This window comes from Thiocystis violascens DSM 198 (assembly GCF_000227745.2).
GTDB classification, from domain to species: Bacteria; Pseudomonadota; Gammaproteobacteria; order Chromatiales; family Chromatiaceae; genus Chromatium; species Chromatium violascens.
Genome location: NC_018012.1, coordinates 1,373,615 through 1,387,655, shown reverse-complemented (window position 1 = coordinate 1,387,655; position 14,041 = coordinate 1,373,615). Strand labels below are relative to the sequence as shown.

At 62.2% G+C, this 14,041-nt stretch carries 10 protein-coding genes and 2 pseudogenes; 6 read left to right on the top strand and 6 right to left on the bottom strand.

The window, feature by feature from the left end; all coding sequences use genetic code 11:
• Nucleotides 1-31 precede the first annotated feature (31 nt).
• A pseudogene (locus tag THIVI_RS06175) lies at nucleotides 32-1,142 on the top strand (IS5 family transposase).
• Between the two features lie 109 nt (nucleotides 1,143-1,251).
• Nucleotides 1,252-2,628 (top strand): IS1182-like element ISTvi2 family transposase, encoded by a 1,377-nt coding sequence (locus THIVI_RS06170; RefSeq protein ID WP_014777777.1) that lies wholly within the window; start codon nucleotides 1,252-1,254, stop codon nucleotides 2,626-2,628.
• Nucleotides 2,629-2,828: 200 nt separating this feature from the next.
• Here the strand turns inward: THIVI_RS06170 and THIVI_RS06165 are convergent.
• Both THIVI_RS06165 and hisG read right to left on the bottom strand, forming a co-directional pair.
• Nucleotides 2,829-3,939 (bottom strand): annotated as a pseudogene (locus tag THIVI_RS06165) (IS5 family transposase).
• 68 nt (nucleotides 3,940-4,007) lie between these two features.
• On the bottom strand, nucleotides 4,008-4,880 hold the full coding sequence (gene hisG / locus THIVI_RS06160) for an ATP phosphoribosyltransferase (protein WP_014777774.1): 873 nt from the start codon (nucleotides 4,878-4,880) through the stop codon (nucleotides 4,008-4,010).
• A gap of 182 nt (nucleotides 4,881-5,062) precedes the next feature.
• On the opposite strand from hisG, the gene THIVI_RS06155 reads away from it, so the two are divergent.
• The 3 genes from THIVI_RS06155 to THIVI_RS06145 all read left to right on the top strand — a co-directional run bounded on the left by THIVI_RS06155 (nucleotide 5,063) and on the right by THIVI_RS06145 (nucleotide 9,151).
• Entirely contained in the window at nucleotides 5,063-6,523 is a 1,461-nt protein-coding gene (locus THIVI_RS06155; RefSeq protein ID WP_014777773.1) for a circularly permuted type 2 ATP-grasp protein, read from the top strand.
• A 208-nt stretch (nucleotides 6,524-6,731) separates the two neighbouring features.
• A complete protein-coding gene (locus THIVI_RS06150) occupies nucleotides 6,732-7,694 on the top strand; it encodes an alpha-E domain-containing protein (protein WP_014777772.1) in 963 nt (320 codons plus the stop codon).
• A 113-nt stretch (nucleotides 7,695-7,807) separates the two neighbouring features.
• Nucleotides 7,808-9,151, top strand: a complete 1,344-nt coding sequence (locus tag THIVI_RS06145) for an OmpP1/FadL family transporter (RefSeq protein WP_014777771.1) — start codon at nucleotides 7,808-7,810, stop codon at nucleotides 9,149-9,151.
• Between the two features lie 106 nt (nucleotides 9,152-9,257).
• On the opposite strand, the gene THIVI_RS06140 is transcribed toward THIVI_RS06145, so the two are convergent.
• The 4 genes from THIVI_RS06140 to mnmL form a co-directional block, all read right to left on the bottom strand.
• Nucleotides 9,258-9,653 carry a hypothetical protein gene (locus THIVI_RS06140; RefSeq protein ID WP_014777770.1) on the bottom strand — a complete coding sequence of 132 codons (396 nt, stop codon included), beginning with the start codon at nucleotides 9,651-9,653 and terminating at the stop codon, nucleotides 9,258-9,260.
• A 72-nt stretch (nucleotides 9,654-9,725) separates the two neighbouring features.
• Nucleotides 9,726-10,640 (bottom strand): ubiquinone anaerobic biosynthesis protein UbiV, encoded by a 915-nt coding sequence (ubiV, locus tag THIVI_RS06135; protein WP_014777769.1) that lies wholly within the window; start codon nucleotides 10,638-10,640, stop codon nucleotides 9,726-9,728.
• Between the two features lie 17 nt (nucleotides 10,641-10,657).
• Nucleotides 10,658-11,653, bottom strand: coding sequence for a ubiquinone anaerobic biosynthesis protein UbiU (gene ubiU / locus THIVI_RS06130; RefSeq protein ID WP_014777768.1), 996 nt, complete (start codon nucleotides 11,651-11,653; stop codon nucleotides 10,658-10,660).
• A gap of 20 nt (nucleotides 11,654-11,673) precedes the next feature.
• Nucleotides 11,674-12,648 carry a tRNA modification radical SAM protein MnmL/YtqA gene (gene mnmL, locus THIVI_RS06125; RefSeq protein ID WP_014777767.1) on the bottom strand — a complete coding sequence of 325 codons (975 nt, stop codon included), beginning with the start codon at nucleotides 12,646-12,648 and terminating at the stop codon, nucleotides 11,674-11,676.
• A 530-nt stretch (nucleotides 12,649-13,178) separates the two neighbouring features.
• On the opposite strand from mnmL, the gene THIVI_RS06115 reads away from it, so the two are divergent.
• A complete protein-coding gene (locus THIVI_RS06115) occupies nucleotides 13,179-14,030 on the top strand; it encodes a phosphate/phosphite/phosphonate ABC transporter substrate-binding protein (protein WP_157174372.1) in 852 nt (283 codons plus the stop codon).
• The last annotated feature ends 11 nt before the right edge of the window (nucleotides 14,031-14,041 follow it).

The following is a 14,041-nucleotide window of genomic DNA, read 5'->3' as shown; positions in this document are numbered from 1 at the left end:
TACCAGTCTACAACTGAGCTGGTGTGCGCTGATGTCGAAAGCTGGTCGTCCCCCCAAGATTCACGAGGCGGAGCAAGCGGTATTGCGTCAAATTGTCACGGATCGCCCGACCTCCACGCTGTCAGAGATTGCCCGGGAACTCGCGGCACGGACGGGAATCGAGGCTCATGAAGCCACGATTCGCAAGTCCTTGCGGGAGGCGGGCGTCACGCGCCTCCGGGGCGAGAGTGGTCTCGAGGCGCAAGCGCGCGCAACGCCGCGTCGGTATGGGTATACGGATGCGCATCGTCGCCACGACCCCGACCAAAGCTACCCAAGTTGTCTGACCGATGCGGAGTGGGACTTGGTCGCCGCTCTCTTTGAGATGCCGGGCGGGCGGGGTCAACCGCCCCGCGTGTCGCGCCGGAGCATCCTGGAGGCGTGTTGCTACGTGGTGCGCACGGGGTGCGCGTGGCGGATGCTGCCGCACGATTTCGCGCCTTGGCAGAATGTCTACAAGACGTTTCGCCGTTGGAGTGCGGCTGGGAAGTTTGAGCAGATGCATGATCGACTGCGGGGGCAATGGCGCGAACGCGAGGGGCGTGAGATCGCGCCGACGGCGGCGGTGCTGGATGCGCAATCGACCCGCGGCTCGCCGCAGGGTGGACCGAGCGGCTTTGATGCGGGCAAGCAGGTCAAGGGGCGCAAGCGCAGCCTGGTGGTCGATACCTTGGGGTTCGTGTTGGCGGTGAGCGTGGTCGCGGCCAATCTTCAGGACCGCGATGCCGCCTCGGGGCGCCGTCGCTGACGCGGCCGCCAAGTACCCCCAGATCAACACGCTGTTTGTCGATAGCGCCTACGCCGGTCAATTTGCCCAAACCACCGAGCAGACCCACGCGATCCGCGTGGAAGTCGTGCGCCATCCAGCCAACAAAAGCGTTGGCTCCTGGCACGTGGACGGGGCGCCTGACCGAGTGGTGATCGCCAACGCCGACGGCTTCGTTCCGCTGCCGAAGCGCTGGGTTGTCGAGCGCACCCATGCGTGGAATGAGCGTGCCCGTCGATTGATCATGCATCATGACCGTCTGCCAGCGGTCTCCGAAACCTGGGTTTGGCTGGCGGAGGCGCGCATCCTGCTGCGGCGGTTGACCACAACGGTTTGATTTTGTCTACACCCTCTCAGAGGCTGTGAAAAAACCTCGCGGCCTGGCCGCTGCTCCTGGGGGGCGGTAAAATAGCCCCATCGAAGCAATGGCCCCCGGCGAGCAAACGATGGCGGATGATCTCCAACCTGGCCTGTTCGACGGCGTCCCGGACCTGCTGGCCCAGGCCGAGCAGCGTCAGGCGCCGCCCCCCGGGGTGGCGCGGGTGCGCTGGCCCAACCGGACGCAACGGGAACTGCGCCCGAGCGACCTGGACTCGCTGCTGCCCGAAGAGCACCGGGCGCGGGTTGTCTGGGCCTGGGTGGAACAGGCCGACTTGAGCCGGATGTACGCCGACATCCGCGCGGTGGAAGGCGGCAGTGGGCGCACCGCGATCGCCCCGGAGATCCTGTTCGCCCTGTGGCTCTATGCCACGCTCGATGGGGTGGGCACGGCGCGAAGCGTGGCGCGCCTGACCCAAGCGCATGATGCCTATCGCTGGATCTGCGGCGGCGTGCAGGTCAACCATCACACTCTGTCGGATTTCCGCAGCGCCCATGGCGAGACGTTCGAGGCGGTGCTGACCGACAGTGTCGCGGCCCTGATGGCGGTGGGGGCCGTGACCCTCAAGCGGGTCGCACAGGACGGCGTGCGCATCCGCGCCAGTGCCGGCGCGGCCTCGTTTCGGCGCGGTGAGACGCTGGAGCGGTGCCTGGAAGAGGCGCGGGCGCAGGTTGCCGCCCTCAAGCAGCAGGCCGAAGAGAACTCCGGGGCGCGGACCCGGCGCCAACAGGCGGCGCGCGAGCGGGCCGCGCGGGAGCGCCGGGAGCGCATCGAGCAGGCGCTGGAGCGGTTGCCCGAACTGGCCGAGATCAAGGCCAAGCAAGGCAAGCCGCGCGAGCAGGCGCGGGCCTCCACCACCGATGCCGAAGCCACGGTCATGAAGATGGGCGACGGGGGCTTCCGTCCCGCCTACAACGGTCAATACGCCACCGACACCGCCAGCCAAGTCGTCGTCGGTGTCGCGGCGGTTACCGTCGGCACCGACATGGCGCAACTCCTACCCATGATCGAGCAGGTCGAGGAGCGTTGCGGACAGAGCCCCGATGAGTGGCTGGTCGACGGTGGCTATCCGGCCCATGACCAATTGGATCGCGCCGGCGCGCACACCTTAGTCTACGCTCCGGTGCCCAAACCGAAAGATGCCGCCACCGACCCGCATGTCGCCAAGGACGGCGACAGCGCCGCCGTCGGCGCCTGGCGTGAACGCATGGGAACGGACGCGGCCAAGGCGATCTACAAAAAGCGGGCAGCCACCGCCGAATGCGTCAACGCCCAGGCGCGCGAACGCGGCCTGACCCGACTGCGGGTGCGTGGTGCCGCCAAAGTCCGCTGTGTGCTCCTGCTGCATGCCCTCGCCCACAATCTCATGCGTACACTCGCCTTGGCGCCGAGTCTGCTGGGCGACGGGAAAGGCGCGTCTAGCGGAACCACAGTAACCGCATAAGGCACTGATTATAAATAATGTCGTCGGTTTCGGCGCGAATTCTGCCGATCTCTGCCGATCTCTGCCGATTGATCGCCCCATTTCCCGATGATGGCTTCCTCTCCGCCTCGCGGCTCTGCGCGCAGCACAAAGGGCAGCGCTGTCGCCATCACTGGGCGAAAATCGATTTCTTCACAACCTCTCAGAGGGTGTAGACAAAATCAAACCGTTGTGGTCAACCGCCGCAGCAGGATGCGCGCCTCCGCCAGCCAAACCCAGGTTTCGGAGACCGCTGGCAGACGGTCATGATGCATGATCAATCGACGGGCACGCTCATTCCACGCATGGGTGCGCTCGACAACCCAGCGCTTCGGCAGCGGAACGAAGCCGTCGGCGTTGGCGATCACCACTCGGTCAGGCGCCCCGTCCACGTGCCAGGGGCCAACGCTTTTGTTGGCTGGATGGCGCACGACTTCCACGCGGATCGCGTGGGTCTGCTCGGTGGTTTGGGCAAATTGACCGGCGTAGGCGCTATCGACAAACAGCGTGTTGATCTGGGGGTACTTGGCGGCCGCGTCAGCGACGGCGCCCGAGGCGGCATCGCGGTCCTGAAGATTGGCCGCGACCACGCTCACCGCCAACACGAACCCCAAGGTATCGACCACCAGGCTGCGCTTGCGCCCCCTTGACCTGCTTGCCCGCATCAAAGCCGCTCGGTCCACCCTGCGGCGAGCCGCGGGTCGATTGCGCATCCAGCACCGCCGCCGTCGGCGCGATCTCACGCCCCTCGCGTTCGCGCCATTGCCCCCGCAGTCGATCATGCATCTGCTCAAACTTCCCAGCCGCACTCCAACGGCGAAACGTCTTGTAGACATTCTGCCAAGGCGCGAAATCGTGCGGCAGCATCCGCCACGCGCACCCCGTGCGCACCACGTAGCAACACGCCTCCAGGATGCTCCGGCGCGACACGCGGGGCGGTTGACCCCGCCCGCCCGGCATCTCAAAGAGAGCGGCGACCAAGTCCCACTCCGCATCGGTCAGACAACTTGGGTAGCTTTGGTCGGGGTCGTGGCGACGATGCGCATCCGTATACCCATACCGACGCGGCGTTGCGCGCGCTTGCGCCTCGAGACCACTCTCGCCCCGGAGGCGCGTGACGCCCGCCTCCCGCAAGGACTTGCGAATCGTTGCTTCATGAGCCTCGATTCCCGTCCGTGCCGCGAGTTCCCGGGCAATCTCTGACAGCGTGGAGGTCGGGCGATCCGTGACAATTTGACGCAATACCGCTTGCTCCGCCTCGTGAATCTTGGGGGGACGACCAGCTTTCGACATCAGCGCACACCAGCTCAGTTGTAGACTGGTATACAAATAGCAGCTCAATTATTTTTGTCTACACCCTCTCAGACCATCTTTCTGATCTCGTATTCCAGAATACCCTCGGCCCCGGCGGCGCACAGGCGCGGGATGAGATCGCGCACCTGATCGGCGTTGACGACCGTCTCCAACGCGAGCCATTGGCGGTCGTAGAGATGGCTGACAGTGGGCGCGTGCAGGCTCGGCAGCAGCGCGACGACGGCGTCGAGACGCTCCGCCGGCACATTGCATTTGAGCGCGACCTTGTGCCGAGCCGTCAACGCCGCCTGTAGCATCAGCGCGATCTGTTCGATGCGCGCGCGTCGCGCCGGATCTCGCATCGCCGCCCGATTGGCGATCAGCCGGGTGTCGGTGACCAGCAGATCCTCGACGATCCGCAGTCCGTGAGCGCGGATGGTGCTGCCGGTCTCGGTGATCTCGACCACGGCGTCGACCAGACCCTCGACCGCCTTGGCCTCGGTGGCGCCCCAGGAGAATTCCACCTCGGCCTCGATGCCGCGTTCGGCCAGATAGCGGCGGGTGAAGCCGACCAGCTCGGTGGCGATCTTGCAGCCCTGCAAATCCGCGACCGAGCGGATCTTGGAGTGTTCGGGAACGACCAGCACCCAGCGGCTGGGGCGGTTCGACGCCTTGGAATAGGTCAGGGTGCAGATCTGTTCGACGTCCGCCTCGGCCTCCAGGATCCAGTCCAGGCCGGTCAGTCCCAGATCCAGGGTGCCGCGCTCGACATAGCGCGCCATCTCCTGGGCGCGCAGCAAGGAACAGCGGATGTCGGGATCGTCGATGGCGGGGAAATAGTTGCGCGAATGCGCGGTAATGCGCCAGCCGGCCTGGGCGAAGAGGTCGATGGTCGCCTCTTCCAGGCTGCCCTTGGGGATCCCGAGTTTCAGTAGAGACATGATGATTGCGGAGCGGAGTGAAATTGGTGGATACGGCATTATCCCGCATTCGTGCCCCGATCACGAACCGGGATGGACTTCACGGCCTCGCGTCCAGCATACTCGAACCCCGACGGTCCCTGTGACGGAGGCGTCTTCCGGCGCCTGCCATCGTTCGCATCCGGTTCATTGAGAGAGCCCCCATGAGCATCGATTGGAACGCCTATCCCTGCGAGGATTTTTACGACGAACTGCTGGCCGCGCCGGGTCAGGGGCGCCCCGCGCTCGCCGGCCTGCTCAAGGATCTTGAATCGCTGGGGTCGGATGAGCTGGTGGCGCGTCAGGAAGCCGCGAATGTCTCCATCAAGGAAATGGGCATCACCTTTACCGTCTATTCGGAGGAGGGCGGGGCGATCGATCGGACCTGGCCCTTCGATATCATCCCGCGCATCATCCCCCAGTCCGAATGGGATCGGGTCGACGCGGGTCTGCGCCAGCGGGTCCGGGCGCTCAATCTCTTCATCGACGATCTCTATCACGATCAGAAGATCATCAAGGACGGTGTCTTCCCCGCCGAGGTGCTGGCCAAGTCGGTGAATTTCCGACCGCAGTGCGTCGGCGTCGACCCGCCGCTGGGCATCTGGGCGCATATCTGCGGCTCGGATCTGGTGCGCGATGGGGACGGCACCCTCTACGTGCTGGAGGACAATCTGCGCGTCCCCTCCGGCGTCTCCTACATGCTGGAAAACCGCCTGGTCACCAAGCGGGTGTTTCCGGAGCTATTCGAGCACTACGCGCCGCTGCCGGTCGACGATTATCCGTCCCAGTTGTTCGATACCCTGGCCGCGCTCTCGCCGCGTCCGGCGGACTATCCGGCGGTGGTCGTGCTGACGCCGGGGATCTACAACTCGGCCTATTTCGAGCATGCCTATCTGGCCCAGCAGATGGGTTGCGAACTGGTCGAGGGCCGCGATCTTTTCGTCGACGATGACGACTGCGTCTACATGCGCACCGTCGATGGCGCGGCGCGGGTGGATGTGGTCTATCGGCGGGTCGACGACCTGTTTCTGGATCCGGAAGCGTTTCTCCCCGAATCGACCCTTGGCGTACCGGGTCTGTTGCGCGCCTGGAAGGCCGGGAATGTGGCGCTGGCCAACGCGCCGGGGGCGGGGGTCGCGGACGACAAGGTGGTCTATGCCTTCGTGCCCGAGATCATCCGCTATTACCTGGACGAGGATGCCATCATCCCGAACGTCCCGACCTACCGCTGCATGGAGCCGGAGGCGCTCGCCTACACCCTGGAGAACATGGAGACGCTAGTGGTGAAGCCGGCCAACGAATCCGGCGGGTATGGGATGCTGGTGGGGCCGGCCTCCACCAAGGCCGAGCGCGAGATCTTCGCCGAACTGATCAAAAAAGATCCGCGCAACTATATCTCGCAACCGGCGCTCAAGCTTTCCACCGTGCCGACCGTGATCGGCCGCAAACTGGAACCGCGCCACGTCGATCTGCGGCCCTTTATCCTGTCCGCCGACCGCCAGCAGGTCACCATGGGCGGCCTGACCCGAGTCGCCATGCGCAAGGGCTCGCTGGTGGTCAACTCCTCGCAGGGCGGCGGCAGCAAGGACACCTGGATTCTGCCCGAGCAGCCGGAGGCCAATTAAACCGCGTCCGGTCGGCTATGCCTTGTCGGTGCATTGGTTTGGCCTCGTCAGCATCCAGGAACGTCGGAGCTGACGCGGTTTAAACATTTTATTATTCAATTATTTAAACCGCGTCCACTCTAACAGCCATGGGCTCGTGCGAACCTGGCCGATCACGCGAACCGACGCAAATCATGATGGACGCGGTTTAAATTAGGGGGCGGATTGCATGTTGTCGCGTGTCGCTGAACATATTTACTGGCTGGCCCGCTATGTGGAGCGGGCCGAGAATACGGCGCGTATCGTTACGGTCAATGCCAACCTGTTGCTGGATCTGCCCAAGGGTATCGCTCCCGGCTGGCGTCCGCTGGTCGACATTACGGGTTCCAACGCGCTGTTCGAGGAGCATTACAAGGATTACGGCGAGCGTCAGGTAGCGCGTTTCCTGATCGGCGACGAGCGCAATACCGGCTCGATCCTCTCGGCGCTGGTGGCGGCGCGGGAAAACTGTCGCACCATCCGCGATTTCGTGCCTCGCGAAGCCTGGGAGATGCTCAACGAACTCTATCTCTTTGCCCGCGAGGAGTTAGAAAAAGGCATGACCAAGGGTGGGCGACACGCCTATCTCAAGCGGGTCATCCAGGGCACCCAGACCATCAATGGCATGCTCTCGGGAACCATGTTGCACGACCAGGGCTATGACTTTCTGCACCTGGGCCGGTTTCTGGAGCGCGCCGACATGACCACCCGCATCATCGACGTGCGCTCGGCCAATCTGCTCCCCGAGGAGACCACCGAACTGCGTCCCTTCGAGACCATCCAGTGGGTCAGCGTGCTCAAATCGCTGACCGGCTATCAAGCCTATCGGCGCAGCGAGCAGGTGCGCGTCCTGCGCGGCCCGGTCCTGCGGTTTCTGTTTCAGCATGCCGATTTTCCCCGCTCGGTCAACCACAGCGCAGAATCGCTGCGGGACAGTCTCGCCAAACTGCCGCGCAACGAGGGCGCGCTACGGGTCGCCGGCCGGCTCAAGCGCACGCTGGAAGGGGTAGAGCCGCGCCGGTTGAATCAACAGCAACTCCATGCCTTCGTCGACGATCTCCAGGTCGGCATCGGCGAACTGCACGACGAGATCGCCCGCACCTGGTTTCCGCCGCCGCTGGTGCCGGAGACGCAATCACAGTCGCAAGGTTGAAGCGCGGTGCCCGTTAATGCGGATTCCAGCGCGATGGATTCCAAAGTGTAGGATGGTTTTTAAAAGGAATTTTAGCGTTTGTTGATAATCTATTAGAGTAGAGGTTTAAGACAATGAAAGTCAGCAGTATTTCGTCCGTCTTGTGCGTCGGGGGTTTGACGGCCTTCATTGCGGCACCCGCTCATGCGACGAATGGCATGGCACTCTCCGGCTATGGCGCAATCGCCGACGGATTAGGTGGAGCTGCCCAGGCTTATGACAGCGGTAACTCTAGCGCCATTAATAACGTTGCCGCGCTCGCTTTAATGCAAGAAGGTAGCCGCGTCGAAATCGGCGCTAACTTTATGTACATCAGCGCGGAGACATGGGCCGATGGCGTTTCCTCTGTCGAATCCGATGCGACTTTGTTTGTGATGCCGAACCTCAGTTATATCGTCAAGCGTGACAAACTTTCATTCGGCATTGGTGCATTCAGCCAGGGTGGAATGGGCGCTGATTATGGCAAGAAGAGTTTTTTATCGGTAGACCCTAACTCCGGAATACCGACTGGTTTGCGTGATGAAAGCAACGTCATGATTGGCAGATTGATTTTTCCAGTTGCCTTTCAAGCGACGGACAGATTGAGCATCGGTGCCAGCGTCGATGTGCTCTATGCGCTCATGACCATGAAGCAGGCCATGCCACAGCAGGCATTGATGGATATGATGACACCCGGCCAGCAAACCTTGGGTGTCGCGGCGGCAGATCCGAACACAGCCGCTGGACTTGGTGCCGCGAATTTTGCGCACTTCGATTTTAGCGAGATGGATAACTGGGGTTTTGGCGGACAACTCGGCTTGACCTTCAAGGCAACCGATACACTTACCTTCGGTGCAAGTTATCAGTTTGAAACCCGGATGGGCGATCTGGAAGCCGACGGCAGTATCCAGGCTGGTGTCGGCAATCAATACCAAAGTATTCCTGGAACGGTCAAAATCAAGGACTTTCAATGGCCTGCGACCAGTAAAATCGGACTGGCATTCCAGGCAACCGACGCCTTGCTCCTTGTCGCGGATATCAAATATTACGATTGGTCCGGCGTGATGGAGTCGCTCAAGATCCGCTTCAAGCCCGATATGGGCGGCTATGTGAATGTCGATATGTACCAGAAGTGGGACGATCAGACGGTATTCTCCATTGGTGCCGAATATAAGGTCAACCCCGCCTTGAGAGTACGCGCCGGCTTCAACTATGCCGCCAACCCTGTGCCCCAGGATTATTTGCAGCATTTGGGCGAAGCCATTACCGAGAGTCACCTGACACTCGGATTGGGCTACGACATTGACGATCACAGTCAGATCAACGCCGCTTATGTCCACACCTTTGAAAACTCGGAAACCAACGACAATCCGCTGGTCGGGGTGAGTAGTTCGCTTGCCCAGAACGCGATCAATCTTAGCTATAGCTATCGGTTTTAATTCACCGCGCGGCTTACCTGTCTCGCGCTCAAAACACTTACGCAATCAATCACGGCGTTTGATCTTCATCAAACGCCGTGATGCGGAGTGATCCGCGACAGAAATCTTAGCGCACCATATTGAACATGTACTCGGCGGGGTTCGTGAATGAGTTGACGCCGCGGCTCATATCGCCTCCCATCCTTGACATGATCGGCCCCATCGTCGCCACGGATGGCGCCATCCAAGAGACAGATTTGGCGAGCGTATCCAGATCTTCCGCCATCAGGCCATACATCTCTGAGATGCTCCCGTCCATGTGACGGATATCCTGGCGCATGCCCGACATATCGCCCGACATGGCGGTCATGTCCCCACGCATCGTGAGAATGGATTGATTCATCTCCAGCATCGCACCGCGCATGGCACGCATGGAGAGCATCATGTCGTACATGATTCCCATCATCATGGCGCCACCGAGAACACCAGCTAGAATCACTAACGGTTTTGCAAGCTTGCCCATTTGGTTGGCCTTGTTCGAGGATGAAGACGCGACGTGCTGGAAAAATGCTGTTTGATGGCGCGCAGCAGGTTCTTAGACCACAGTCCCCGAAGCAATCCCCGCCTTGCCGCTCCAATAGCCATCGCTCAGTCCACTGGGGCACCATTCGCGTAGTCTGGCCATGCCCTGGTCGAGATCCAGATCGCCTGTCAGCGCGTCGGCGAAGACCTTGACGATGTCCGCCGTGCGACTGGATTGCGGACTGATACGCAGCAGCTCGACGCCGAGTCGGGTGACTTCAGCGAGCGCAGGCAGCAGGTTGTGAGTGGTCGCGGATTGGGTCTGGATGCCGTTCAGGGAGAGGAAGGGAACGCCTTCCTGGGTGGAGACCAACAGGCCATCCGGGTAATCGCCGCAACAGAACTGGCAGTCGTCCTTGCCCAGATTGCGGTTGTAGGCGGTGAAGCAGCGGGCGGAATAGGCCAGCGGAAGCCGACCGTAGGCGAACAACTCGCACTCCACGCCGCTCGGACGCGAGCCGATCAGCGCGGCGGTCGTCTCGCGCCCGAGTTCGACCGGCAGCACCCAGCGTTTCAGCCCTCGTTGGGCGAGAAAGGCGAGCGTGCGCTGGTTGTAGAGGTTGATGGAGTGACCGGTGACGAAGGGGCGACCTTCCAGATAATCCAGGCCCGCGAGGTCGTTGGCCTCGATCAGAAAGCGCTCATCGGCGCAGAGACGTTGCAGGGTCTTGAGTTCGCCGTCGGATTCGATCAGGGCCAGGGTGGAGATCACCGGCTCTTTGCCGGCGGCGGCGACACGTTCGGCCAGTTCCCAATAGTCTTCGGGGCGCAGCAGTCGACGCTTGGAGCAAATGGTCTCGCCCAGATAGATGACATCCACCGGCGTTTCGAGCATTTCGGCGTAAAAATCCAGCACCTGTTCGCGCGGCCAGTGATAGAGAATCGGGCCGAGTGTGAGACGCGGGGTGTTCTGTGAATTCGTTGGCATGGGTCGGTTATCAGTTGTTAGTGCCAGGGCCGATGATAGGGCCCGATCGTGGTTTGCGCGCCCTCGGACACCTGGGCCAGGATCTGATGCCAGCTTTCCCTGGGGCGGAACGCCTCAGGATTGCGCTGGCAGGCGTCGATCGCCTCGCGCCAGACCTGGGTGACCTGGGAGACATAGCGGGTGCTGCGCTGACGGCCCTCGATCTTGATGGCGCTGACCCCGGCGGCCAGGATGCCGGGCAGGATGTCGAGCGTGTTCAGACTGGTCGGCTCCTCGATGGCGTGACGCAACTCGCCGGCGACATCATAACGTCCCTTGCACAGCGTCGGATAACCGGCAGGCTCGTCGCGCGAGCGGCGCTCGATCAGGACGCCACCGAGCCGGGTTTCCTGACCCTGGGCGGTATCGCGCCACTCGACATGCGCGGCCGGCGAGCAGGCGCCATAGGTATTGGGCGATTGACCGCAGGCATAGGATGACAGCAGACAGCGACCCTCGACCATCACGCACAGGCTGCCGAAGCCGAAGATCTCGACCGGCACCGGCGCCTCCTGAATCAGATGCGCGACCTGGGCCAGCGATAGCACGCGCGGCACCACGACCCGCTTGATGCCGAAATGACGGTGCATGAAGCGGATCGCCGCCGGGTTGGTGGCCGAGCCCTGGACCGACAGATGCAGATTGACGTTGGGATAGCGTTCAGCGGCATAGTCGAGCACGCCCATGTCGGCGAGGATGATGGCATCCACGCCCAGATCCGCCGCGCGGTCGACGGCGGCGGTCCAGCGTTCCCAGCCGTTGGGCTGCGCATAGGTGTTGATGGCGACGAAGACCTTGACCTTGCGATCATGGGCGTAGTTCAGACCCTCGCGGATCTGCTTGTCGTTGAAATTCAGACCGGCGAAATGACGGGCGTTGGTGTCGTCGCGAAAGCCGATATAAACGGCATTGGCGCCTTGATCGACGGCCGCCTTGAGCATCGGCAGATTGCCGGCGGGACAGACGAGTTCCATGGTGAAGGCTCTCTTACGGGTCAGCCAAGGCTGACAAGTTTCGGAAGGGATGGTGCCGCGACCCGGTCGCCCTGGTGGGCCTCGCGGCGGAACAACTCGGCCTCGATCGCGTTCAGGACCGCCCATTTCTGGCTGCACCAGTCGGGCGCCAGCAGAATATCGCGGGGCGCGGTCCCGGTCAGGCGATGATAAATCACCGCCGGGGGCGTGCGCTCGACCAGATCGGCGCAGATCGTCACATAGTCGTCCAGCGTCAGCGGCTGATACTCGCCGCGTTTCCAGTCGATGGCCAGACGGGTGTGACGCACGACATGCAGCGGATGCAGTTTCAGCCCTTCCACGCCGAGTTCAAGCACGCGGTCGAGACTGGAGATCGCCGCCTCTCGTCCCTCGCCGGGCAAGCCGACGATCAAATGGGTGCAGACCGGGATCCCGCGCCGGTGGGCGGCGATGACGGCGGTGCGATAATCGGCGAAGTCATGACCGCGGTTGACGCGCGCCAGGGTGCGGTCGTCAGCGGATTGCAATCCGAGTTCCAGCCAGATTTCCTTGCCCTTCGCCCGGTAGCTGGCCAGCAGATCCAGCACGGCGTCCGGCACGCAGTCCGGGCGGGTGCCGATCGAGAGCCCGATCACGTCCGGATGGGTCAGCGCGCTGTCGTAGCGCTCGCGTAGCGCGTCCACCGGATCGTAGGTGTTGGTATACGCCTGAAAATAGGCCATGAAGCGCCGCGCCCCGGTGCGCTTGGCGAGAACGGCGCGCCCGGCATCGAGTTGGGGCGCGATCGGTGCCTGACTTTCGGCGTTCGGACTGAAGGAGACATTGTTACAGAAGGTGCAACCGCCGTGTCCCTTGGCGCCATCGCGGTTCGGGCAGGTGAAACCGGCGTGAAGCGCGAGCTTGTGCACCCGCTGACCGTAACGCTTCAGCAGGTACTGACCAAAGGTGTTGACGCGATCACTGAGGATGCGATGTGGAGCAGGGGGGGAGGGCATTGTTATAAACCTAACCGGGGTTGGTGATGCAACGTTTGATCCAGATCAAGCCAATGTCAATTCAGACAATGTCAATCCCGGTTTCAGAGATGCAATCCCTGGCGCTCCTCTGCAAATATGGCCAAGGCATTCCGGACATTCGCCGCGCCCAGAGACGGCGTCGTCTGGAGATCGGCCGTAACCTCCTCTGGCTCGACGACAGAGGGAACCTTAGCATCTCCCGGCGGGATGAGCGAACAGAGAGCCTTTGTCATACCATTGCAATGTTTAGTCGCTATTTTGGCACGTATGAGGCGATTCCCCGTGTCGTCCCATGATGCGCTTCTCCAGACCGGCCGCGGCTAAAGTCTGTGTGGGGGTTAGGTTGCCTCGATAGAGGCGGGGCGATGCGCGGACTAGAGGATGCTCAACATGACGCGATGTTCGAGATCGCTTCCATTCGGGGTCAAGCTGTGATCAAGAACAGGCTGCTGGCAACCCATTCAATCGACACATCGTCCATCCCTTTGATCGCCCTTCTGTTCTGCTGCATGTTTTCGCCCTTCGCGGTGCGGGCGGAAGCGCTTTTTCGTTTGGGCGTCATCAATGAGCGGCCCGAGCGACCGAGCGAGGCCATCGCGCAATATGGACCACTGAACGAGTATCTGAGGCAGAAACTGAATGCGCGTGGGATTCGCGTGGGCGATCTCGTCATCGCGCGCGACATCGACGAGATCGTCCAACGCATCGACGCCGGCGATGTCGATGCGTTCATCGAGGGAGTCATGCCGACCCTGACCGTTCAGAAACGGACCGATAAAATTTCGCCGCGTTTGCTGATCTGGCGTAAGGGGCAACGGCAGTACCACACGGTCTTTTTCGTGCGCCGCGACAGTCCGATCGACAGTCTCCAAGCCCTTCGTGGAAAGACGATCGTCTTCGAATCGGAACGTTCCACCTCGGCCTATTTCGTGCCGCGGGCCGTCCTGCGCGCCGAGGGTCTGCACGTCGCGCCCGCCGAACGTCTCGGGTCGACGCCCGCTGCCGTCGGCTATCGGTTCGCCGGATCCGAGCTCAATCAAGCCTACTGGGTGCGGGCTGGGCGCGTGGAGGCTGGGGCCTTCAACGACGGTGACTGGGAGCGGGTTCCCGCGAGCATTCGGGACGACTTGCGCATCATCGACAGAACCCGCCCAATCCTGCGCTGGCTGTTCTCGGTGGTCACATCGCTTGAACCCTGGGTCCAGACCGCGGTGCTTGAGGTTCTCACGGACATGCATCGCGATCCACTGGGACAGGCCGCGCTGGATGCCGCCGAGCGGATCGCCAAACTCGAAGACCTGACCGATGAGGATCGCGCGAATCTTGCCTATTGGTCGAACGCGCTCTTCGCGCCCGACTGACCGATCGGTTT